The 23,848-nt window shown below is 51.1% G+C and carries 21 protein-coding genes, 1 tRNA gene, 3 rRNA genes, 1 other RNA gene and 1 other annotated feature (1 of these 27 cut by a window edge); of the genes, 25 read left to right on the top strand and 1 reads right to left on the bottom strand.

Annotation, left to right across the window (positions count from 1 at the left end):
* Positions 1-136 precede the first annotated feature (136 nt).
* The 25 genes from BN1247_RS14960 to rsmI all read left to right on the top strand — a co-directional run bounded on the left by BN1247_RS14960 (position 137) and on the right by rsmI (position 23,141).
* Positions 137-871 (top strand): response regulator transcription factor, encoded by a 735-nt coding sequence (locus tag BN1247_RS14960; RefSeq protein ID WP_074011194.1) that lies wholly within the window; start codon positions 137-139, stop codon positions 869-871.
* Positions 868-2,151, top strand: a complete 1,284-nt coding sequence (locus BN1247_RS14955; RefSeq protein ID WP_054951083.1) for a HAMP domain-containing sensor histidine kinase — start codon at positions 868-870, stop codon at positions 2,149-2,151. Before BN1247_RS14960 ends, BN1247_RS14955 begins: the two co-directional genes overlap by 4 nt.
* Before the next feature lie 162 nt (positions 2,152-2,313).
* Positions 2,314-2,404, top strand: a tRNA-Ser gene (locus BN1247_RS14950).
* Positions 2,405-2,812: 408 nt separating this feature from the next.
* Complete coding sequence (locus BN1247_RS14945) at positions 2,813-3,286, top strand: DUF6323 family protein (RefSeq protein WP_054951082.1); 474 nt, start codon at positions 2,813-2,815, stop codon at positions 3,284-3,286.
* Complete coding sequence (locus tag BN1247_RS14940; protein WP_147675261.1) at positions 3,270-4,715, top strand: DUF6179 domain-containing protein; 1,446 nt, start codon at positions 3,270-3,272, stop codon at positions 4,713-4,715. The genes BN1247_RS14945 and BN1247_RS14940 overlap by 17 nt, the downstream gene beginning before the upstream one ends.
* A gap of 44 nt (positions 4,716-4,759) precedes the next feature.
* An RNA gene (gene ffs / locus BN1247_RS17325) (signal recognition particle sRNA large type) lies at positions 4,760-5,025 on the top strand.
* A 194-nt stretch (positions 5,026-5,219) separates the two neighbouring features.
* A complete protein-coding gene (locus BN1247_RS14935) occupies positions 5,220-6,644 on the top strand; it encodes an ATP-binding protein (RefSeq protein ID WP_231633309.1) in 1,425 nt (474 codons plus the stop codon).
* A gap of 173 nt (positions 6,645-6,817) precedes the next feature.
* Positions 6,818-8,530, top strand: coding sequence for a DNA polymerase III subunit gamma/tau (dnaX, locus tag BN1247_RS14930; RefSeq protein ID WP_054951080.1), 1,713 nt, complete (start codon positions 6,818-6,820; stop codon positions 8,528-8,530).
* A 12-nt stretch (positions 8,531-8,542) separates the two neighbouring features.
* On the top strand, positions 8,543-8,854 hold the full coding sequence (locus BN1247_RS14925) for a YbaB/EbfC family nucleoid-associated protein (RefSeq protein ID WP_054951079.1): 312 nt from the start codon (positions 8,543-8,545) through the stop codon (positions 8,852-8,854).
* Positions 8,854-9,450, top strand: a complete 597-nt coding sequence (gene recR, locus BN1247_RS14920) for a recombination mediator RecR (RefSeq protein WP_054951078.1) — start codon at positions 8,854-8,856, stop codon at positions 9,448-9,450. Before BN1247_RS14925 ends, recR begins: the two co-directional genes overlap by 1 nt.
* A 79-nt stretch (positions 9,451-9,529) precedes the next feature.
* Positions 9,530-9,844: a YaaL family protein gene (locus tag BN1247_RS14915; protein ID WP_054951077.1), complete on the top strand. Its 315-nt coding sequence runs from the start codon at positions 9,530-9,532 to the stop codon at positions 9,842-9,844.
* Positions 9,845-9,973: 129 nt separating this feature from the next.
* A complete protein-coding gene (locus BN1247_RS14910) occupies positions 9,974-10,198 on the top strand; it encodes a pro-sigmaK processing inhibitor BofA family protein (protein WP_231633307.1) in 225 nt (74 codons plus the stop codon).
* A 327-nt stretch (positions 10,199-10,525) separates the two neighbouring features.
* A 16S ribosomal RNA gene (locus BN1247_RS14905) occupies positions 10,526-12,089 on the top strand.
* Between the two features lie 178 nt (positions 12,090-12,267).
* Positions 12,268-15,202: ribosomal RNA gene (locus tag BN1247_RS14900) — 23S ribosomal RNA — on the top strand.
* A gap of 67 nt (positions 15,203-15,269) precedes the next feature.
* Positions 15,270-15,386 (top strand): 5S ribosomal RNA (gene rrf / locus BN1247_RS14895).
* Together the 16S, 23S and 5S rRNA genes form the textbook arrangement of a ribosomal RNA operon.
* A gap of 306 nt (positions 15,387-15,692) precedes the next feature.
* Positions 15,693-17,417: an N-acetylmuramoyl-L-alanine amidase family protein gene (locus BN1247_RS14890; RefSeq protein ID WP_054951075.1), complete on the top strand. Its 1,725-nt coding sequence runs from the start codon at positions 15,693-15,695 to the stop codon at positions 17,415-17,417.
* Between the two features lie 190 nt (positions 17,418-17,607).
* Entirely contained in the window at positions 17,608-17,799 is a 192-nt protein-coding gene (locus BN1247_RS14885; protein WP_054951074.1) for a sigma factor G inhibitor Gin, read from the top strand.
* 201 nt (positions 17,800-18,000) lie between these two features.
* Positions 18,001-18,672, top strand: a complete 672-nt coding sequence (tmk, locus tag BN1247_RS14880; RefSeq protein WP_187119804.1) for a dTMP kinase — start codon at positions 18,001-18,003, stop codon at positions 18,670-18,672.
* Entirely contained in the window at positions 18,641-18,970 is a 330-nt protein-coding gene (locus BN1247_RS14875) for a cyclic-di-AMP receptor (RefSeq protein WP_054951072.1), read from the top strand. Before tmk ends, BN1247_RS14875 begins: the two co-directional genes overlap by 32 nt.
* 23 nt (positions 18,971-18,993) lie before the next feature.
* On the top strand, positions 18,994-19,974 hold the full coding sequence (holB, locus tag BN1247_RS14870) for a DNA polymerase III subunit delta' (protein ID WP_054951071.1): 981 nt from the start codon (positions 18,994-18,996) through the stop codon (positions 19,972-19,974).
* A 5-nt stretch (positions 19,975-19,979) separates the two neighbouring features.
* A complete protein-coding gene (locus tag BN1247_RS14865) occupies positions 19,980-20,795 on the top strand; it encodes a PSP1 domain-containing protein (protein WP_054951070.1) in 816 nt (271 codons plus the stop codon).
* A 9-nt stretch (positions 20,796-20,804) separates the two neighbouring features.
* Positions 20,805-21,152, top strand: coding sequence for a DNA replication initiation control protein YabA (gene yabA, locus BN1247_RS14860; RefSeq protein ID WP_054951069.1), 348 nt, complete (start codon positions 20,805-20,807; stop codon positions 21,150-21,152).
* 91 nt (positions 21,153-21,243) lie between these two features.
* Positions 21,244-21,981 carry a tRNA1(Val) (adenine(37)-N6)-methyltransferase gene (locus BN1247_RS14855; protein WP_231633305.1) on the top strand — a complete coding sequence of 246 codons (738 nt, stop codon included), beginning with the start codon at positions 21,244-21,246 and terminating at the stop codon, positions 21,979-21,981.
* Positions 21,968-22,297: a GIY-YIG nuclease family protein gene (locus BN1247_RS14850; RefSeq protein WP_074011193.1), complete on the top strand. Its 330-nt coding sequence runs from the start codon at positions 21,968-21,970 to the stop codon at positions 22,295-22,297. The genes BN1247_RS14855 and BN1247_RS14850 overlap by 14 nt, the downstream gene beginning before the upstream one ends.
* Positions 22,260-23,141, top strand: coding sequence for a 16S rRNA (cytidine(1402)-2'-O)-methyltransferase (gene rsmI, locus BN1247_RS14845; protein ID WP_054951067.1), 882 nt, complete (start codon positions 22,260-22,262; stop codon positions 23,139-23,141). Before BN1247_RS14850 ends, rsmI begins: the two co-directional genes overlap by 38 nt.
* Positions 23,142-23,200: 59 nt before the next feature.
* Here rsmI and BN1247_RS14840 read toward each other — a convergent pair whose 3' ends face one another.
* Positions 23,201-23,458: an AbrB/MazE/SpoVT family DNA-binding domain-containing protein gene (locus BN1247_RS14840; RefSeq protein WP_054951066.1), complete on the bottom strand. Its 258-nt coding sequence runs from the start codon at positions 23,456-23,458 to the stop codon at positions 23,201-23,203.
* Positions 23,459-23,673: 215 nt separating this feature from the next.
* Positions 23,674-23,848 (top strand) — a binding site (T-box leader); it runs 84 nt beyond the window's last position.

Genomic DNA, 23,848 nt, shown 5'->3' with positions numbered 1-23,848 from the left:
ATTGGACATAACTGTGTAACCGCGGGTAATGTTGTTATCTAGACGTGCGTACTCGCGTTTGGATTGATTGTAGCGGAATGCCCGGGCGGAAGATCCGGGTGACCGCTACTGTTCAACAGATTAAGGGGGAAAAGCTTTGCGGCTGTTAATCGTGGAGGATGAAGTGGATCTAGTGCACGCCTTAGCCAAAGGTTTGCGCAAAGACGGCTATGCGGTAGACGTGGCGTTAGACGGAGAAGAGGCACTTTATTACGTAGAAGTAAACACCTACGATTTAATGTTGTTGGATCTCAATTTACCGGGCATGGACGGTTTGGACGTGCTCGCACGCGTACTCGAGGAACGGCCGCAAAGCAAAGTACTTATTTTAAGCGCACGAACGGAAGTGGCGGAACGGGTGCAAGGACTCGATCTAGGGGCGTGTGATTATGTGACGAAGCCGTTTGCCTTTACCGAGTTGCGCGCGCGAATTCGCGCCTTGACGCGGCGACGCTTCGAGTTACAGCAGCCCGTGCTCCGCTGCGGCTCGTTAACGGTCGATCCAGCGAAGCAAACGGTGACGTACGGCGGACAGCCGCTAACGGTGACGCGGAAGGAATTTGCCTTGTTGCAATACTTTCTTATGCGTCCCGGCGTCGTCGTTAGCCAAGAGGAGTTGTTAGAAAGTTTGTGGGACGAGTCGGTGAATCCGTTTACAAATGTCGTTCGCGTCCACATTAATGCCTTGCGGCGTAAGCTCGGGCAACGGGTCGCACAGCCGGTTACGTTCGAAACGGTTCACGGCGTCGGGTACCGCTTAAATGTAAAGGGGCATGTAAACGGAACGCCTACGGTGACGGACAATGACGAGTCAAGGGAAGTGCGGCGATGAGCAAAATGAAGCGAAAAAGATTCCGTTTGACGTTGCGATGGCGCCTTGCACTATGGACAGCAACGATGTTGTCGCTCTCGGGCATCGCATTAATCGCGTCCATCAACGGGTTAGCTGTGGCAGTTTTTCCTACTGTATCGATCGTGAATGAGGGATCTCTCAATCGGGAGGCACAGCGGGATACACAACAAAAAGAGTTACACGAGAGTTCACAGCTGCCTCTTCAGGAAAGCGAAACAGCTTCAGCACCATTGTTAACCCCGCACCAAATGGAATTGACTAACGATCATTCGTTTGAGCTTGTTCCTCAGGAAGCTGTACAACAACAAACGATAGAAAAAGCGTTGGACGATTTAATCGTCATTTCCGTCGTTAGTTTGAGCGGTGTCGTCGTGTTGGGTAGCGCAGGCGCGTACTGGCTAGCTAAAAAGCCACTAAAGCCGATCAAACAGTTGAGTGAGACGATCGCTCACATTCGCCCCGACAGCTTTACCCGCCTTGACGAACAACTCTTGCCGACTGACGGACCGGACGACGAGATGAAGCAGTTGGCGCAATCGTTCAACGCGATGTTAACCCGGTTGGAAGATGTGTTTCAGCACCAGTATCAATTTGTGTCCAGTGCGTCGCACGAATTACGTACGCCGTTGTCGGTTATGCAGACGAATGTAGAGGTGCAACTCGACGACGATGAGGCGACGGCGGAAGACTATCGCGCAACGCTATACGTGTTAAAACGACAAGTTGCCCGCTTAAACTGCTTAGTCGACGAACTGTTGCACTTGTCGCGCCGCGACATCATTCGCCGCAAACAAAGGATCGACATAGCACAGATGCTGGCGGAAGTGACGACAGAGTTAGCGCCGCTTGCGGCTGAACGACAAGTGGACGTTTCCTTGCATGCGGACGAGGCTGCCGTCTGTTTAGGACAACGCGATTTACTCAATCGCGCGCTAAGCAACATCGTCGAAAATGCCATTTGCTACAACCGACTGAACGGTAAGGTGACGATTACGGTAAAGTGCCAACGGGAGCGTAAGCAGTTGCTTCTGACAATTAGCGACACCGGTGTCGGTATTCCCGCTGACGATGTGCGTGTCGTTTTTGAGCCGTTTTACCGCGCCGACCGTTCGCGAGCACGCCACTCTGGGGGAACCGGCCTCGGGCTCGCTATCGCTAAACTAATTGTGGAGCGGCATGAAGGGACGATTACTGTAAACAGTGACAGTAGAGGGAGTACGTTTACGATCGTATTACCGCTAGCTGACGCCGTGCCGTAGAAAGCGGGTTACCGCCGGCTGTGCGATTGCAGCAAGTGACGATGTGCGAAATGGATGACGGGCGTTTTATCCGTTTTTCTTAATTTTTCCCGCGAATGCCTATTGAGATGCGACGACATTCATGGTACAATATTGTTTGTTTGATAAAATAAGCACTCAGATGGAGAGGTGTCCGAGTGGTTGAAGGTGACGGTCTCGAAAACCGTTGCGCGGTACTGCCGCGCCGTGGGTTCGAATCCCACCCTCTCCGCCAGACGAATAAAGAGAGAGCTGTCCGACATTCGGGCAGCTTCTTTTTACATCTACACGCAACGTGCATATTGTGTCATCCTGCACATCAGGCACCGATCAGTCCTTTTGACCGATACGAACGAGTGCGTAAGTTAATTTCCGAATAGTAAGTTATTTATACTCGAAAACATATATTTGACACGGAAGTCACGGTTATGGTATATAATAATTGGGATTAGCATTATGTCATCATTTATAATCTCCCATCTATAACATACCATAAAAAAAGATCGGTGTCAACAGTTTTTTTTAGCAAAACCGACCTCTAAAGATCGGAGGAGGGAAAATGGAAAAACGTCTACACTGTACACAGGCTGAGTAGCCGAGCGAACAGGTCGCCGATGCCGATCGATTGAAGGGGGGAAGGGAATTGTCCTCGTTATTCCGCGTTTACAACTTTCCGGTTCCGGAAAAGGTTGTGAATGAATTACTCGAAATGAATCAGAAGACGCAAGCGTTCGGTCTAACCTTAACTCCCGCGCAAATACAACAGATGATCACTGCTAGAAATAAAGTGCTCCGCGATTATGGACGGGTCGAACTGGGTTTTGAGGTAACGAAACAACTAATGGAACTGTTTTGCGCGTCCCCTTATATCAATAATGAAAATTATGCAACTACGCTGCATGAGTTGCACGAGATCTTTTATTATTTAAGAAACGAAACGGAAGATAAGATCGGCGACGCGAAGCTGATCGGCTTGATGAAAGATTACTTTGACAATGAATGTGCCGGTTCGTTAGAGCTGTTAAAGAGCACGCTGGAGGAGTTTGCAGAGCAATTCAGAAGGCGCGCATTGCACAGTGAATCTCTGTTCGGAGAGGATGATGAGTTTGGATTGTGAGAACTTAAACGACGATTCGGCATTAGCTGCACGGAGTAAAATAAATGAGGCGAATCTACAGCGCAACGCATACACCGTCTCTCTCCTGAATGAAGGGCTGCGTACGGGGATGTTAAGCAGCGAGGACGTTTACAACGTCCAACACGGGCTAATGTCGATCCTGCGAGAGTTGATCAGTCGGTACACGAAAGGGGAAAGTTCCTCGGTTGCGACCGACACGGCTGAAGGAATCATGGCCTCCATCATGTACGCGGTTGACGCTTATACGCTAAGCTTTGCCCAACCAGACGCGGCTGTTCAGTGTTTGAAAGGCAACGACGTCAGAAATGTGTACGAAGAGGGGCTTGCCCTAGTCAGCCAATGCTTCATAGAAACGAAACAGCTCTACAAAGAGATCAAAAAAAATAAATTAGCTGTCCCGGTAGACGCCTACAACTTAACGATTGATGAAGCGTTTCCCGTGTTTATGAGAAAATACGGTATTGTTTTTGAGGCGCACCATACGATGGCGAGCATTGATTATCCACTGGCGATTGACGACATGCGCTTGCAAGGTGTATTTTACATGAAGCAATATTTGGAGCACCTTGCCATCGAGACGCGATTTTGCCACCAGTTTGCCGAACAGGACGTGCGACAGTTATTGTCCGACTACGGAAAAGTGTGCCGCTTTGATTACCGGATTGAGCTGTTTAACATTTTTAGATTAGTACTGGACCATGCCGTTTTCTCGGTTTTGTCTGGTGGGGATGCGAATAAGGTCACCCTAACAGCTGAGCAATTTAACCGACTGCGATTGTCGTTCGCCCGCTCAAGTGACGCTGAAATCAGATCTGCCATTCACCGCGCGATGGCTCGACTGCAACAAGAGTTACAGACGGATCCTTCCCTCACAGCTTACATGAACGAATGCCGAAACGACCTTGTACAGCGCGTCGCGGGGGCTGCTAATCACGACAGCTTGGAGTCGGTCATCATTACGGAAATAGAAGAGCAGCCGAAACAGAAGGTGCTGTTAGTGAACGAAGCCGACAAAATGAGCGATGTACGCTTGCGCGTATTGATTGAAAAAATTGTGCGCTGTGACCAAACAGAAGCGAAGGTTCAACTCATTAGGGAAAACTTCCATTCGTTGTACGATTATTTGGATTTACTCGATGCCGATTGTTTGTTCGCGGAGGAGTATGAGGCGTTGTTTGCGACTTTTGGCGATACGGAACTTGCCATCTTTGCAAAAATCGTGTTTTATGAAGAGCTACGGAACAGCTCCGTACAATTTGATGTGATCGTGTGGGACAGCACAGAGACCGATGCTGAATGGAAAACGCATTATGTTCATTTTTTGCAACGTTTAAGCAAAGAGCGGCTCAGCGCCATCGAAACTGTTATTTCTCAGATTGACTATGAGGAAGTCGCGTTTTTTTCGTAATTTGCATTGCGGCGGCAGATGCATATATGTTACAATATTAGATGCCGTACTAGACGGGGAGGTAGCGGTGCCCTGTACCCGCAATCCGCTGTAGCGGGGTCGAATTCCTGTTTGCGGCTATACGTTTGTCGAGGTCTGGTTCGAATAAGTGGTGTTGACAGTCGGGTCCTGCGCAACGGAATTTCATGAACCCCGTCAGGTCCGGAAGGAAGCAGCGGTAAGTGAATCCTTTCGTGTGCCGCAGGGTGGCCCGATTCGAGCTAACTGTTCGGATACGCTCGGTGAGCGTTAGTCAAGGGCGGGTGTACGGCTTTTACTTAATATTCGATCAAAACACGCACTTTCGGATGAGGCGTGTTTTTTTGTTGTGACAAGAAAAAATTCTTTCGTAGCAGGTGTCAAACTGTCGACGAAATTACGCCCGTTAGCAGGAATGCCTACCCTTAAGGCGAATATGTAACAAAAAGCGCTGCAGTTCGGCGTAAATTAAAGGGGTGACGGCAGTTGATCCATTTTTCCTCACAAACGTCGTTAACGGATCTATTCCAACTTATGGGACAGCTTCCCTTTGCGGCGCTCTTCGTGGACGATCACGAAAACATCATTCACGTAAACGAGATTTTTATGCAGGCTACAGGGGCGAGTCTTTCGCAATTAAAAGGAGAACATCGCAGTCGGTACGTCACGCTTTTCGGTGAACCGCCATTGTGTTCGTTAAAACCGTTTACACTGCTAGAAGGGGAAATTGTGACGGCTAACAAGCAGCGACTTTTCAGCACGGTCGGGTACCAGCGATGGCGCGACGGTGAAGATTGCTTTTATTTGTTCCACTTTGTCAACGTCATGCATGTACATACGTATCATTTAGTACAGCGCTTTGCGAATAGCTTGATTTCGGATATCGATTTAGGTGTTTTGGTGGTCGACCAGGAGGGTCGCCTTGTGGCGCTGAGCGATTTAGCGTGCCGATTACTCGGGGTGACACGTGAAGATGTGCTCCATAAGTCACTCGCAGAAGTGTTCCCAGAAATACCGAACGAACAGCAACTGATTCAAAAAAACTTGTTGGACGGGGTGACTGTACGCAACAAAGTGACTTCGTGGACGAACGGTAAGCAGCGCTATGAATTGTTGTTAGACTCTAACTTGTTATTTGACGAAATGGGTCATACAGTTGGAGCATATGTCATTTTTAAAGACATTACCCAGCTACGTTCGTTGGACGAACAAATTCAGCGCAGCGACCGCCTCGCGATGATCGGACAAATTGCTGCTGGTACAGCACATGAAATTCGCAATCCGTTAACGTCAATTAAAGGGTTTTTACAAGTGCTAAAGTACGGGCTAGTAGAAAAGGGCTTACTAAAGGAACAAGAATATACAGATATTATGCTCAAAGAAATCGATCGTATTAACGATCTTGTGAGTGAATTCCTGTTATTGAGCAAACCGCGTCACGCAAGTTACGAAGAAGTGGATGTTGCCGCGGTTTTTTCCGAATTGCTACCGATTATTCGCAATGAAGCCTTACTACATAATGTCGACGTTCATTATGAACGCGAGGAAAACGTACCGCCTGTCATTGCGGACAGTGAATTGTTAAAACAAGTTTTCCTTAATTTGTGTAAAAATGGGATTGAAGCGATGGTCGAAGGCGGAAAGTTGACCGTGCGGGAACGGCTTGCCTCTTCTGGGCAAGAGGTCGTCATCGATATTCAAGATACAGGCCCCGGTATCCCATACTACGTCATCGATAAAATATTTGATCCGTTTTTTACGACGAAGGAGAACGGGACAGGTCTCGGACTCCCGGTGTGCCAGCGCATTATTCACGACATCGGTGGGAACATTCGCGCATCGACGAAAGGATTCGGGACGACGTTTAGTGTGTTTATTCCTTGCCGCTACAGCGGTTTAAAGCTGTACTGACAACCGACGTTACATCGTTAATCCTATTGAGCAGGGGTGTTGCAACGTTTGTCTCCAAGCGGATGCCGCGACACGTGTACGCAGGCGAAGGGCTACGTCGTTTGTTGCCCGGACGGGGGGGGAATCGTGTATAATATACAGGAAAAGTGCTTGATCCTACAGGAGGCAAACTCATGACTTATCGTGCACTCTACCGGGTGTGGCGGCCGCAAACCTTTGCAGATATCGTCGGACAACAGCACATTACGCGTACCTTGCAAAACGCGATCAAACAGGGGCGCCTCTCTCACGCGTATCTTTTTTCCGGTCCGCGGGGGACGGGAAAGACGAGTGCAGCAAGAGTAATGGCCAAGGCGGTCAACTGTGAGCGGGGGCCAGCAGCTGAGCCGTGCAACGACTGTACAGCCTGTCGGCAAATTGCGCAAGGCGCTGTGCTAGACGTCGTCGAGATTGACGCGGCATCCAACCGCGGCGTCGAAGAAATTCGCGACCTGCGGGAAAAAGTTAAATATGCCCCGACTGAAGTTCGCAAAAAAGTATATATTATCGACGAAGTTCACATGCTGACGACGGAAGCTTTTAACGCTCTACTGAAAACGTTGGAAGAACCGCCGGAGCACGTCTTGTTTATTTTGGCGACGACGGAGCCGTACAAATTGCCGCTAACGATCATTTCTCGCTGTCAGCGCTTCGACTTCCACCGCGTCGCGGCGGACGAAATTGTGACGTTGCTCGCTGCCATCTGCGAAAGTGAACGCATGGCGATCGAAGAGGCGGCGCTGTACTTAATTGCCCAAGTGGCGGAAGGTGGGCTGCGGGACGCTCTGAGTTTACTGGATCAAGTGTACGCGTTTGGCGATGACCGCATCACCGAGGCAGACATTCGCGCTGTCATCGGAACGGTAGCCGATTCCTTTTTTGATAAAATTATGTCGCTCGCCGCGAAACGCGAGGCGTCGCGCGTGTTGGACGTTACCGCGGAGTTGATGCAGGAAGGGTATGACCCGGAAAAGTTCACCCACGATTTATTATGCTACTTTCGCGATTTGTTACTCGTTAAAACAGCGCCACACTTAGCGGAAACCGAGGCGCGATTGCGAGCGCACCAATCCCTCGGCCGGGTGGCGCCACTGTTTACAGAAGACGATCTTTTTGCCATGATGGAACAGACGAATGAGACGTTGCAACAGATGAAGTGGACGTCACAGCCACGCGTCCTGTTAGAGATGTTGCTTTTGAAGCTCACCCACGCCCGCGAGCAAAGTAGCGCGCCCGCGCCCGAGGTGCCGAGTGATGCGCTCGCCCCGCTCGTTAAACGGGTGCAAACGTTGGAACGGGAGTTAAAGCGACTTTCTGGCGAAATCGTACGCGTCCCCGTGCAAAAACAAGAGGGGACAACTACTCCCAAAGTAGCGGCAACGGGAAAAGCGTACGGAAAAAGACAACAAAGCGGATTGACGAGTGCGGAGCGGCAAAAACTGCAGACGGTGTGGCAAACGGGAAGCATTCAGCAGCGGTCGGCTGTACAAGCGAAATGGCCAGACGTCCTTTCGCATATAAAGGAAAAAAACGTCCGCGTACACGCTTGGCTCATGGACGGTGAACCGGTAGCCGCCGACGGCAGTCACATCGTCGTCGCTTTTAAAAGTGCCATTCACCGGGAAACGACCGAGAAACCGAGTCACAAGCAGTTAATTGAAGAAGTGGTCGCCGCGATTACAGGAAGCGACAGTGAGCTCGTGACGTGTATGAAGAGCGACTGGCAACAGTTAGAAGCACAAGGCGGCGCGCGTGAACAAGCGGTTGCTGCTGAAGGTGGCGAAGATGATCACGTGCAGAAGGCGTTAGAGTGGTTTGGCGAAGATTTGGTCGAGATCAAAGACTAGGGGGATAACCGCATGAAAAACATGAATCAAATGATGAAACAAGTAAAGAAAATGCAGGCGCAAATGGAGAAGGCACAGGCGGAATTAGCCGAAAAGACCGTCGAGGCGACAGTTGGCGGTGGCGTCGTGAAGGTGACGGCTAACGGGCATAAGCAAATTTTGAGTGTCGAGATTGCGCCGGAAGCAGTCGATCCGGACGACGTTGAAATGTTGCAAGATTTAGTGACTGCGGCTGTTAACGAAGCGTTAAAGCAAGTGGACGAACTCGTCGCTAAAGATATGGGGAAATTTACCGGCGGTTTAAACATCCCCGGATTGTTTTAATGCATTATCCAGCACCGATCGCCAAGTTAATTGAAGGGTTTATGCGCTTGCCCGGCATAGGCCCGAAAACGGCACAGCGCTTGGCCTTTCATGTTTTGACGATGGAAGACGACGATGTGACCGATTTTGCGAAGGCACTCGTCGGCGTCAAGCGCGACCTACACTACTGTTCCGTTTGCTACAACATTACGGACCGCGATCCGTGTGCGATTTGCGCGGATAGCAAACGGGATCGCTCGGTCATTTGTGTCGTGCAAGACCCGCGGGACTTGATCGCAATGGAACGAACGCGCGAATTTAACGGGTTGTATCACGTATTGCACGGCGCTATTTCCCCGATGGACGGCATCGGACCGCAGGAGCTGTACATCGCCGAACTTTTGCGGCGGTTGGAGAACGATGAAGTGCAGGAGCTCATTTTAGCGACAGACCCGAACATCGAAGGGGAAGCGACGGCCATGTACATTTCCAAATTAGTGCGCCCTTTCGGCATTAAAGTGACGCGGATCGCCCACGGGCTACCTGTCGGCGGCGATCTAGAGTATGCAGATGAAGTGACGTTGACGCGAGCGCTGGAAGGCCGGCGTGAACTGTAAGTAAAAAGCGAGTCATACTGGATCCATCCCGGGACTATACATGTATTAACTGACTTGTCCCGAGGGAGGCGGAATCCGGATGGCTCGCTTTCGTTTTAGTCGCCAAGTGCACGCCGGACAAAATGGCGAGGAGCAAGCAGACGATTTATTGCTCGCGCTCGCGCGGACACGTCGCGAATGGCGCTCGGCACACAGCACCTTAAATTGGGCTCGCGAACCCGAACTGATCGACTTCGCTGTGTATCGGCTTCAAGCGGCCGAAGTTATGTACGCCTATTTAATCAAGCAGGCAAAAAAGAAAGGACACACCACAAAGGAATACGTCGCTATAGATGTAGAACTGTGTGGGATGACCGAGTCCGACGGAGTGGCGCACAACGTCGACGGACGATAAGTCCCGCGAAAAAGCACCAGCTTTTTCTGCCCCCCTAGTTTGGGGCAGCAAGGGGCGAAAGCGCGGCGACGAAGGACTGCAGCAGAAAACGATATAGTAAGATAGGCACGAAACAGGAAGGAGGTGGAGGTGACAGTGCTTCTACTGACAGCCTACGCAGCGAAACCACTCAAATGGATTTGGCTAGGTTTGCTTTATACGGCGATTGGCGGTATCGTCCTTTTTCTTATCAATTTATTGGGCGGGTTATGGGACTTTCACTTGCCGATCAATCCAGTGACGGCTTTTGTGACGGGTGTTTTAGGCTTGCCGGGACTAGTTTGTTTGACGATCGTCAAGCTGTGGATTGTATAACAGCGATTTTTTTTAAAAAAAGGTGTTGACGTGAGCCGTCGATCCGTGATAGTATATAACTTGTCGCCGTGAGAGCGGGTTACCGCGAACGCCAGCGACAGCCAAAGCGGCAAGATAAGATAGCCGCGGCGGGCACGGGTTCGAGCGAAAATAACTTAAAAAAAGTTGTTGACAAACGCTCAGCTGCGTGATAAGATAAGAAAGTCGCCTCGAGAGAGCGCGGCAGCAAAGAACGAGAATGTTCCTTGAAAACTGAACGAACAAGCCAACGTGCGAGGAACCCATCATTCACTTGATGGACAACAGTTAGGAATAACAAACTTACCTTTTATGGAGAGTTTGATCCTGGCTCAGGACGAACGCTGGCGGCGTGCCTAATACATGCAAGTCGCGCGGGGTGAAGCAGCCGAAGCCTTCGGGTGGACGCAGCGGAACCTAGCGGCGAACGGGTGAGTAACACGTGGGTAACCTGCCCGAGAGACGGGGATAACGTCGGGAAACCGGCGCTAATACCGGATCACGACAGACGGTCGCATGACCGACTGTCCAAAGGTGGCGCAAGCTACCGCTCTCGGATGGGCCCGCGGCGCATTAGTTAGTTGGTGAGGTAACGGCTCACCAAGGCGACGATGCGTAGCCGACCTGAGAGGGTGATCGGCCACACTGGGACTGAGACACGGCCCAGACTCCTACGGGAGGCAGCAGTAGGGAATTTTCGGCAATGGGGGAAACCCTGACCGAGCAACGCCGCGTGAGCGAGGACAGCCTTCGGGTTGTAAAGCTCTGTCATGTGGGAAGAATGGCTTGAGGAGTCACTGCCTTAAGCGTGACGGTACCACAGGAGGAAGCCCCGGCTAACTACGTGCCAGCAGCCGCGGTAATACGTAGGGGGCGAGCGTTGTCCGGATTTATTGGGCGTAAAGCGCGCGCAGGCGGTCTCTTAAGTCTGATGTGAAAGGCCACGGCTCAACCGTGGGATGGCATTGGAAACTGGGGGACTTGAGTGCAGGAGAGGAGAGCGGAATTCCCGGTGTAGCGGTGAAATGCGTAGAGATCGGGAGGAACACCAGTGGCGAAGGCGGCTCTCTGGCCTGCAACTGACGCTGAGGCGCGAAAGCGTGGGTAGCGAACAGGATTAGATACCCTGGTAGTCCACGCCGTAAACGATGAGTGCTAGGTGTTAGGGGTTTCAATACCCTTAGTGCCGAAGTTAACACATTAAGCACTCCGCCTGGGGAGTACGGCCGCAAGGCTGAAACTCAAAGGAATTGACGGGGGCCCGCACAAGCGGTGGAGCATGTGGTTTAATTCGAAGCTACGCGAAGAACCTTACCAGGGCTTGACATCCTCTGCTAGCTCTAGAGATAGAGTGTTCCCTTCGGGGACAGAGTGACAGGTGGTGCATGGTTGTCGTCAGCTCGTGTCGTGAGATGTTGGGTTAAGTCCCGCAACGAGCGCAACCCTTAAGCTTAGTTGCCAGCATTGAGTTGGGCACTCTAAGTTGACTGCCGGTGACAAACCGGAGGAAGGTGGGGATGACGTCAAATCATCATGCCCCTTATGTCCTGGGCAACACACGTGCTACAATGGCCGGTACAAAGGGTAGCGAAGCGGTGACGCGGAGCCAATCCCATAAAGCCGGTCTCAGTTCGGATCGCAGGCTGCAACCCGCCTGCGTGAAGCCGGAATCGCTAGTAATCGCAGATCAGCATGCTGCGGTGAATACGTTCCCGGGCCTTGTACACACCGCCCGTCACACCACGAGAGTTTGTAACACCCGAAGTCGGTGAGGTAACCTTTTAGGAGCCAGCCGCCGAAGGTGGGACAGATGATTGGGGTGAAGTCGTAACAAGGTAGCCGTATCGGAAGGTGCGGCTGGATCACCTCCTTTCTACGGAGTATATAAGGCACGTTGGCAGTGTTCGTTTGGTTTTGAAGGAACATTCCTTCAAACAGCTGCGGAAGTTAGCGAGACACGTTAGCTTGCGCGGCATTTGTTCCTTGAAAACTGGATAGGAAGCATTCACCGGGATGATCGTAAGATGTATCATTCCAGAATGAAAGAATAAGATTAAGCTACAAAGGGCGCACGGTGGATGCCTAGGTGCCAGGAGCCGATGAAGGACGGAGCGAACACCGATATGCTTCGGGGAGCCGTAAGCAGGCTGATCCGAGGATTTCCGAATGGGGAAACCCACTCTCTTTCATAGGAGAGTACCCGTTGCTGAACACATAGGCAACGCGGAGGCAACCAGGGGAACTGAAACATCTTAGTACCCTGAGGAAGAGAAAGAAAACTCGATTTCCTGAGTAGCGGCGAGCGAAACGGAAGTAGCCCAAACCTCGAGGTTTACCTCGAGGGGTTGTGGGGCGTCTCACATGGAGTAAGAAATGACTGGGATAGACGAAGCGGTCTGGAAAGGCCCATCAGAGAAGGTAACAATCCTGTAGTCGACATTTTAGTCACTCCGAGGCGAACCCCGAGTACTGCGGGGCACGTGAAACCCCGTGGGAATCCGGGAGGACCACCTCCCAAGGCTAAATACTCCCTGGCGACCGATAGTGAACCAGTACCGTGAGGGAAAGGTGAAAAGCACCCCGGAAGGGGAGTGAAAGAGTACCTGAAACCGTGTGCCTACAAGCAGTCGGAGCATCCGTAGAGATGTGACGGCGTACCTTTTGTAGAATGGGCCGGCGAGTGACGGCGTGTAGCGAGGTTAAGCCGTATGAGGCGGAGCCGCAGCGAAAGCGAGTCTGAAGAGGGCGATCTAAGTTGCACGCCGTCGACCCGAAACCGAGTGATCTACCCATGTCCAGGGTGAAGGTGCGGTAACACGCACTGGAGGCCCGAACCCACGTATGTTGAAAAATGCGGGGATGAGGTGTGGGTAGGGGTGAAATGCCAATCGAACTCGGAGATAGCTGGTTCTCCCCGAAATAGCTTTAGGGCTAGCCTCAAGGATAAAACGTGGAGGTAGAGCACTGATTGGGCGAGGGGCCCTCACCGGGTTACCGAACTCAGTCAAACTCCGAATGCCACAGTTTTCGACCTTGGGAGTCAGACGTTGGGTGCTAAGATCCATCGTCGAGAGGGAAACAGCCCAGACCATCAGCTAAGGTCCCTAAGTATCCGTTAAGTGGGAAAGGATGTGGCGTTGCTTAGACAACCAGGATGTTGGCTTAGAAGCAGCCATCATTTAAAGAGTGCGTAATAGCTCACTGGTCAAGTGACGTCGCGCCGAAAATGTACCGGGGCTAAACGGATCACCGAAGCTATGGATGCAAGGATCTACCTTGCGTGGTAGGGGAGCGTACCTTGCGCATAGAAGCAGACGCGAAAGCGTCGGTGGAGTGCAAGGCAGTGAGAATGCCGGTATGAGTAGCGAAAAGAGAGGTGAGAATCCTCTCCGTCGAAAGCCTAAGGTTTCCTGAGCAAGGCTCGTCCGCTCAGGGTTAGTCGGGGCCTAAGCCGAGGCTGAAAAGCGTAGGCGATGGACAACAGGTTGATATTCCTGTACCGCCGACCTTCGATTGAGCGAAGGGGGGACGCAGGAGGGTAAGGGAGCAGACTGATGGAGTTCTGTCCGGAAGGCGAGAGGGTAAACGGAGGCAAATCCCCGTTTACGCATACCTTGAGCCGACGGTTAAGTGAAGATTGCAGTAGCGAAATCCCTGATCTCACACTGACGAGAAAAGCCTCTAGCGAGAAGGTTGTGCGCCCGTACCGCAAACCGACACAGGTAGGCGAGGAGAGAATCCTAAGACGCTCGGGAGAACTCTCGTTAAGGAACTCGGCAAAATCGCCCCGTAACTTCGGGAGAAGGGGTGCCCCGTTAAGGTGAATAGCCTGAGGGGGTCGCAGTGAAGAGGTCCAAGCGACTGTTTAGCAAAAACACAGGTCTATGCGAAGCCGTAAGGCGAAGTACATGGGCTGACGCCTGCCCAGTGCTGGAAGGTTAAGGGGAAGGGTTAGCTGACGATTCGTTAGCAACGCTCTGAACTGAAGCCCCAGTGAACGGCGGCCGTAACTATAACGGTCCTAAGGTAGCGAAATTCCTTGTCGGGTAAGTTCCGACCCGCACGAAAGGCGCAACGACTTGGACGCTGTCTCAACGAGAGACCCGGTGAAATTGTAGTACCAGTGAAGATGCTGGTTACCCGCGACAAGACGGAAAGACCCCGTGGAGCTTTACTGTAGCCTGATATTGAATTTGGCGGTGGTTTGTACAGGATAGGTGGGAGCCATAGAAGCCGGTTCGCTAGGATCGGTGGAGGCACTGTTGGGATACCACCCTGATCATCGTTAAGTTCTAACCGACTACCGTTATCCGGTAGCGGGACCGTGTCAGGTAGGCAGTTTGACTGGGGCGGTCGCCTCCTAAAGAGTAACGGAGGCGCTCCAAGGTTCCCTCAGCGCGGTTGGAAATCGCGTGTAAGCGTGCAAAGGCAGAAGGGAGCTTGACTGCGAGACCTACAAGTCGAGCAGGGACGAAAGTCGGACTTAGTGATCCGGTGGTACCGAGTGGAAGGGCCATCGCTCAACGGATAAAAGCTACCCCGGGGATAACAGGCTAATCTCCCCCAAGAGTCCACATCGACGGGGAGGTTTGGCACCTCGATGTCGGCTCATCGCATCCTGGGGCTGAAGTCGGTCCCAAGGGTTGGGCTGTTCGCCCATTAAAGCGGTACGCGAGCTGGGTTCAGAACGTCGTGAGACAGTTCGGTCCCTATCTGTCGCGGGCGTAGGAAATTTGCAGAGGATCTGTCCTTAGTACGAGAGGACCGGGATGGACACACCGCTGGTGTACCAGTTGTTCCGCCAGGAGCACCGCTGGGTAGCCAAGTGTGGCCGGGATAAGCGCTGAAAGCATCTAAGCGTGAAGCCCCCCTCAAGATAAGATTTCCCATGAGACCCCTTGTAGAAGACGAGGAGAATCGGTCCGAGGTGTACGCACAGCAATGTGTTCAGCTGACGGATACGAATCGGTCGATCGGCTTAATCAATATAAGTAAGTAACTGGGAATGCTTCCATCTAGTTTTGAAGGAAACAACTTCATACGACATCTCCTGTCTGGTGACGAGAGCGGAGGGGACACACGCGTTCCCATCCCGAACACGACCGTTAAGCCCTCCAGCGCCGATGGTACTTAGGGCGCGAGCCCTTGGAAGAGTAGGACGTTGCCAGACGGATACATAGTAAAAAAGAGCCTTATTCAGGCTTTTTTTTTAATGACTTCATTAATGCCTTCAGCAGAAATATTATTATCTCAATGACGCTTTACGAAATGGATGGCTTGGTTACTATTAGGAAACGTTTTATGCGCTACATTTGTCCTTTCTATACTCCTTATCCACCTATATTAACAAATATTGGCGAACTTTATCTTCTTACTCATTAGAAATATACAGTTTGCCTTTCATTAATATTAAATTGATGGTATATTTGGTTCTTAGTAGGGAACAACCCAAAAATTAAGGGTGAGGAGGCTTAAATTGGTAAAAAAAAGCAAACGATTAATTGCCGTTGTACTAGCAATTGCGCTATTAAATGTAACGGCACTTTTTTCTGTGGACCCTATTTCAGTTGCTGAAGCGGCTAAAAAACCGTCTCCTACATACGGTAAAGGCACGGTAACTGCATCAGTCTTAAACGTCCGCCGAACGGCGTCGACGAAGGCGATGATTGACGGTCAGCTCTTAAAGGGTACGACTGTGAAAGTGCTGAAGAAAAGCAAAGGCTGGTACCAAATTGAGTTCAAAAAGTTACGCGGGTGGGTGTCTGGCGACTACCTTAAAGTGACGAAGGCTAAAACGTCTGCAGCTAAATCGAAGCCTGCGCCAAAACCGAAGCCGAAGCCAAAAAAGCCGTCCCCTACCTACGGTAACGGCACCGTAACTGCATCGGTTCTAAACGTGCGCCGGTCAGCGTCGACGAAGGCGCTAGTCGACGGCGCGCTCCTGAAGGGTACCAAAGTAAAGGTGCTGAAAAAAAGTAAAGGCTGGTATCAAATTGAGTACAAAAAGTTGCGTGGGTGGGTGTCTGGCGACTACCTTAAAGTAACGAAGGCTAAACCGAAGCCAAAACCAGCACCAAAGCCAAAACCGAAACCGAAGCCAAAAAAGCCGTCCCCTACCTACGGTAATGGCACCGTAACTGCATCGGTTCTAAACGTGCGCCGGTCAGCGTCGACGAAGGCGCTAGTCGACGGCACGCTCCTGAAGGGTACCAAAGTAAAGGTGCTGAAAAAAAGTAAAGGCTGGTATCAAATCGAGTACAAAAAGTTGCGCGGGTGGGTGTCTGGCGACTACCTTAAAGTAACGAAGGCTAAACCGAAGCCAAAACCAGCACCAAAGCCAAAACCGAAGCCAGCACCGAAGCCAAAACCAGCACCGAAGCCAAAACCGAAGCCAGCACCGAAACCAGCACCGAAGCCAAAGCCCGCGCCGAAACCAAAGCAAGGCAGTGTGACTGCCGATGTGCTTAACGTGCGGAGTGGCCCGGGTTTGAGTGCTAGCGTGATTGGGACATTGAAGTACGGTGCGACAGTGTCGATTTACGAGACGAAAAACGGTTGGCATCGCATTGCCTTTAATAATGGTAAAGGGTGGGTGTCGGCCGGATACGTGGTCATAGGAGCGGCAGCGAAGCCAAAGCCGACACCGCCGTCTGTATTCCAAGGTAAAACGATTGTGATCGATCCTGGACATGGCGGTAGCGATCCTGGGGCGATCGGGCAACACGGGACAAGGGAAAAAGACATCACCTTGTCGACAGCGCATTACGTGGAACAATTGTTGCGCGAGGCAGGGGCTCGTGTCATCATGACCCGTACAGGTGATACAAACCCGGATTTGGCTAACCGCGTAGACATTAGCCACCAGTACAATGCAGACGCGTTTGTGAGCATCCACTACAATTCCGCAACGCTCGACAGTGCTCACGGGATTGAAACATATTATTACTATACAGGAAAATCCTTAACACTCGCGACGCTCATTCAGTCAAATTTGGCTAATCTGACGGGACTTTACAACCGGGGCGTGAAATTTGGCGATCTACACGTGTTGCGGGAAAACCGTCAGACGAGTGTATTAGTGGAACTCGGTTTTTTATCGAATTCGCAAGAAGAACAAATCATCCGCACGAGTAGTTATCACGCGAAAGCCGCTGAAGCGATCGTGCAAGGGTTAAAGCAATATTTTACGGACTCGAAATGAGTAACTGTCTTTATATTAGATGCGCCTCGGAATGAGGCGCTTTTTTTTGGACAAGTTCCGCTTTGAATACGACATTCATTTAATATAATGAATGTCGACGGCAGCGTAACTCCTTTTATCGAGTCAAGTATATATAATGGCATAGTTGTAAAAAATGTAACAAGAACACATGCAGATCGAGGTTGATCGTATGGAACATAAAGATGCATTAAACGAGCGTCAATGCATTGTGTGCGACCACATGAAAGATAGCGGTATAACCGTATGTGACCAATTCATTTGCGACTCGTGTGAGCGTGAAATGATAAAAACGGATGTGAAAGAAGCGAAGTATCCACTATTTGTGCAGCGGCTGCGCCGTATATGGCTTAAAGATGCATAAGTTGGCACATCGCAATCGTAAACAGAGATGGCACATCTCTGTTTTTTTTATTGACGGACAATATGACGCATTACATTATGTGATATGATAACGGTAGATGAATCGTGCAAATTGCAGTTTTATAAACCGAATGCCCGCTGTAGTGATTTCTGCAGGGTAGACGTGATAAAATAAATGCACAACACAAATGGAGGAGCATCTGTGAGCGGTCTGTTTATAACGTTTGAAGGGCCTGACGGCGCTGGTAAAACAACGCAAGTAAACTTTTTGTGTCAATGGCTTAAGGAGAGCGGTATTCCCTTTGTACGGGCGAAAGAACCGGGCGGGACGGCGATCGGAGACAAAGTGCGCCAGTTGTTACTCGACCCGTCACACGTCGAGATGGCTGACAAGGCAGAAATACTATTGTACGCCGCATCGCGCGCGCAGCTAATTGAAGAAGTGATCCAACCGGCTTTAGTTGATGGGCAAATTGTCATTTGCGACCGTTACGTAGACGCCAGTCTAGCCTATCAGGGGTTTGGGCTCGGATACCCCTTACGGGATATTCGGGCGATTAACGATTTCGGTACCGGTGGGATTCGGCCAGATCGGACGTATTTACTCGATCTTCCCGCCGAAGAGGGCATTGACCGACTGCAGCGCTATCGGCCTGAAGGTCTCGATCGGATGGAACAAAAGACAGTTGCCTTCCATCAACGCGTACGGCAAGGGTTTTTACAATTGGCAGCTGAAGAACCGGCACGGTTTCATCGGATCGATGCCCGGCAGAGTGAAGACACTATTTTTACATGTATTCAAACGGATCTACGGCAATCATTTTCTTTAGGAGGGAAAGACAGTGAAGCTAATTATTGCCGTCGTGCAAGATAAAGACAGTAACCGCTTGTTAAACGCTTTAGTCCAAGAGGAATACCGCGCGACGAAACTGGCGAGTACCGGTGGTTTTTTGAAAGCGGGGAATACGACGTTTCTCATCGGCGTCGAAGACGAAAAAATCCCGCGGTTAATGGCCATCATTAAGGAAAATTGTAAAGCGCGTCAACAACTGGTCACACCCGTTTCGCCACTCGGAGGGAATGCCGAATCGTACGTCCCGTATCCCGTTGAAGTGCAAGTGGGTGGAGCGACAGTCTTTGTTCTTCCCGTCGAGCAGTTTGCACAATTTTAAGCGGAGAAAAGGGTGAGCGACAGGTGGCCTTTCACGATGTGCTAGGGCAAGAAAGAGTAGCGACAATGCTACAAAACGCGCTGCGTCGCGAGCGGTTGGCACACGCCTACATTTTTTTCGGACCGGACCGAGCGGGTAAAAAACAGATGGCGTTGGAACTGGCCAAGGCGCTTAACTGTGAACGACAAACCGCCGACGCATGTGGCAGTTGTACGACGTGTACGCGCATCGCGCACGGCAATTACCCTGACGTCCATTGGGTGCAACCGGAAGGGAAATCGGTAAAAATTGAACAAATCCGCGGCCTGCAAAAGAAATTTGCTTACCGTACCTTAGAGTCCAAGGTAAGTGTGTTTATCGTCGAAGCAGCGGAAACGATGACGGGGCAAGCGGCCAACAGCTTATTGAAATTTTTGGAGGAACCTGCGGACGGCGTCGTCGCGATCCTCCTAGCGGATCACGTCCACAATTTATTGCCTACCGTCGTTTCGCGTTGCCAACTCGTACCGTTTCGCGTGCTCTCTGCGGAAAAAGTGAGTGAGCAATTAGAGGCGGAAGGTATCCTTCCGCAAACGGCGCGCGTCGTCGCCCATGTCGCCGACGGGTTAGAAGCAGCGCGTCAGTTAGCCCACTCCGAGTCGTTTCGCGAGGCGATTAAGCTCGTCCAACAGCTAAGCGAGGCAACGCGTGTGTCCAGTGGTCAAGCCGTCGTCGCCATTCAGGAAAAAGTGATGGCGTCGGATGTTAGTCGCGACCATCTAAACGAATTTATAGACTTGATGATCTTGTGGTATAAAGATATGCTTAATATAATGCTAGGTTGTCGTCAACCGCTGACCTTCTCTGAACAGAAAGAAGTCCTGCAACGACAAGCGACTAACTGGACGATCAGTCGTTTAGTACAGGCAATAGAACACATGTTGTTTGTCAAGCGACAATTGAAGCAACATGTTCCACCTCAATTAGCGTTAGAAGGGTGGGTATTATCCGTTCGGGAGGGATAAACTATATGTACGCTGTAGTTGGCGTTCGCTTTAAACAAGCGGGTAAAATATATTATTTTGATCCGTGCGATCTTGAAATCGGCAAGGATCAGGACGTCATTGTGGAAACGGCACGGGGCGTCGAGTACGGGAGCGTCGTCATCGGCAAAAGATACGTTCACGAAGGGGAAGTCGTTCTACCGTTAAAGCCTGTCCTTCGTGTCGCGACAGCTGACGATCGCCGCCAAGTTCAGGAAAACGAAGCGCGAGCACAGGAAGCGCTCGTCATTTGTCAGCAAAAAGTGAACGCACACGGCTTAGATATGAAGCTGATCGATGTCGAATACACATTTGACCGCAATAAAGTCATCTTTTACTTCACAGCAGATGGGCGGGTCGATTTCCGGGAACTAGTGAAAGACTTGGCAGCTGTTTTCCGTACGCGGATCGAACTGCGGCAAATCGGCGTTCGCGATGAAGCAAAAATGTTAGGCGGCATCGGCCCTTGCGGGCGAGTCCTTTGTTGCTCATCGTTTTTGGGCGATTTCGAACCTGTGTCGATTAAAATGGCAAAAGACCAAAATTTGTCCTTAAACCCTATAAAAATATCAGGTTTGTGCGGTCGTCTCATGTGCTGTTTAAAATATGAAAATGGGCATTACGAAGAGGCAAAACGGGAAATGCCCGATATGGGAGACCGCGTGCGCACACCGGATGGCGCGGGGCGCGTCATCGGCTTAAATTTGTTAGAACGCAGAATTAAAGTAGAGTTACAAAACGCAGAACGCATTGTAGAATACGACATAGGTGAAGTCAACCGACAAATGAAACAACTGAGTTGAGGTGAGACGGTGGACAAAGCGAATATTTTCACCCAGGTAGCTCAGATGGAACAAAGAATCGGAGAGTTGTATAAAGAGTTAGGTGGACTGAAGTCACAAATTGCTTCCCTCATCGAAGAAAACCAACAGCTTAGTATTGAGAATCGGCATTTGCGAGAACGGATGCACGTTGAGGAGCCACAAGAGAGTGGTGTGGATGCGGCACACGAAAAGCGAAAGTCCACCAAATTAATCGGGGAAGGTTACGATAACTTAGCGCGTTTGTATAACGAAGGTTTTCATATTTGTAATCTACATTACGGCAGCATTCGTAAAGATGGGGATTGTCTATTTTGTATGTCGTTTTTAAACAAATAAGCGCCTGCCGGTTACCCGACCGGCGGCTTTTTTGTTTATGTTATATCCTTTTTAAGGCAGGGACGATATGTTTACACCAAAAAATGACGTAGTGCTTCGCGCTGACGAACGCATCGATCAATTAACGGAACAGCTAGGAATTATCCAAAGTCCGCACGTGTTCCGCTTTTCCATGGACGCGATCCTGCTGGCGCGGTTTTGCCGCTTGCCGCACCGGGGACGCATACTCGATCTCGGCAGCGGTAACGGCGTCATCCCGTTGCTATTATCTACGCGCACCTCGCTCCCGCTAGACGGCTTAGACATTCAAGCGCGACTAGTGGACATGGCGCGGCGCAGCGTCGCCATGAACGGGCTGGATAAGCAAATTCACATGTACGAAGGCGATTTGCGCAGCTGTCCGCCCGCGTGGAACGGGCAGTACCTACTCGTCACGTGTAATCCCCCGTACATACCGCTGAACGGGAGCGACAAGAGCGAGAACCCGTATGTGGCGATTGCGCGGCACGAAATACACTGTACGTTGGAAGATGTGCTAGCCACGGCACGGAGGCTCGTCCCGTCGGGCGGTAAATTGGCACTCGTGCATCGTGCGTGGCGCTTTAACGATATTGTCGCGTTTATGCGCAAGTATCGGTTTGAACCGAAGCGGGTGCGCTTCGTCCATCCGTACAGCGATGCTGAGGCGCACACCGTACTCGTCGAGGCAGTGAAAGACGGCGGCGTGGAACTACACGTCGAGGCGCCGCTCGTTGTTTATGAGCGGGATGGCGTTTATACGGAAGATCTACTCCACGTGTACGCAGGTGTTGCCGATGACGCACGCTAAAGGGCACTTTGTATACATCGTCGAATGCAGTGACCACACGTTGTACACGGGATACACGGTCGATATCGCGCAGCGGCTCGCCGCACACAACGCGGGTAAAGCGGCGAAATACACGCGCGGGCGTACACCTGTTACCTTGCGCTACTGCGAAGCGGGGGAGAGCCGCTCCTGGGGTCTTCGGCGTGAGCGACAAATTAAACGGATGTCCCGGGAGGAAAAGTTGGCGCTCGTGCGTCAAGGAAACGAATGCGAGACAACGCGAAAGGAGAGTGACGGCCGTGCAGCAGCAGAAGTCGTTTGCCCCGTTAGAAAATAGGGGGACGCTGTATCTCGTAGGGACGCCGATCGGCAACTTGGAGGATATGACGGTGCGCGCCGTGCACACGTTGCAAGCCGTCGACGTTATTGCAGCTGAAGATACGCGGCACACGCGAAAATTGACGAACTACTTTGACATTCATGTGCCGCTCGTTTCGTATCACGAACATAACCAACAAAAGCAAGGGGACGTCTTGCTCAAGCGACTGCTACAAGGGGAAGCGGTGGCGCTCGTTAGCGATGCCGGTTTGCCGGCCATCTCCGACCCGGGGAGCGCCCTCGTAGCGACTGCCATCGCTCACGACATACCTGTCGTGCCCATTCCAGGAGCCAATGCGGCGCTTTCGGCGTTGATCGCCTCGGGGTTGCCGACCGACCACTTTTTGTTTCTCGGTTTTTTGCCGCGCGAACGGAAAGCGTGTCGCCGCGAGTTGCAGCAGTGGCGGGACATCAGCGCCACACTGTTGCTGTACGAAGCACCGCATCGGTTATTGTCGACGCTTGCGCTCATTGCCGATGAATGGGGCAACCGCCAAGCAGCGGTCGCCCGCGAATTGACGAAACGGCACGAAGAGTGGCTGCGGGGGACAATTGACGAATTGGTCGTGTGGTTTGAACAGCATCCCCCGCGCGGCGAATGTTCGCTTGCCATTGAAGGGAACGCGAGCGAAGTGGCGGCTGAGGAAGAGTTGCCGTGGTGGCATGCGCTTTCTTTGGAGGCACACGTCGCACACTGGATCGCCGAGGGCGCGTCGAGTCGGGACGCGATACAAAAAGTAGCGGTGGAAAGAAACATGAAAAAACGCGACGTTTACAACTACTATCACCGGCGGCATGAATAGAATGCACAAAAAAACGAGCGGCCGTCTGGTCGCTCGTGAATGTCGCCTATATTTCTATATTATTCTTGGGCAACTGGCGCCGGCAATTGGGCGATACAATCGCTGCACACAATTTTATTTTTAAAGTTTACCGTGCGATCGGCGTTACCGCAAAAAACACAGGAAGGCTCGTACCGCTTTAAAATGACGCGATCTTTGTCCACATAAATTTCCAATGCATCTTTTTCGCCGATCCCCATTGTCCGGCGTAGTTCGATCGGGATCACCACACGTCCCAATTCATCTACTTTGCGCACAATCCCCGTTGACTTCATCACCTTGTGTCACCTCTCCTTATTTCCCCAATATATTGACAAATTATATATATACAATTTTATCGTACCAATGTTTCCATTTACAGTCAATGATAAATTATAACTTCGCGACAAGTTATTAATCCTTCAGAAGAAGATCATAATAGGATTGTGGTGTACGGTAAGTTGACAAAGACGGATTAATTTCGTTACAATATAAGGCAACATTGCTACGGAAATCACATTCGATGAACGGAAGAGTAATTGTCTTCTGCCTATAAAGCAGAGAGCCGGGGAAGGTGCGAGCCGGCATAGGCAGATACAGTGAACATGGCCCGGGAGAAGGTCACCTGAACGAACTGCGGCGCAAGGCGCCGTATAGTAAGGTGTCCCGTGAACCTGCGTTAACGGTAT

This window comes from Numidum massiliense, from assembly GCF_001375555.1.
Lineage (GTDB): Bacteria > Bacillota > Bacilli > Thermoactinomycetales > Novibacillaceae > Numidum > Numidum massiliense.
Note: the sequence above shows the minus strand (reverse complement) of the source record. Positions and strands in the feature narration are given on the sequence as shown.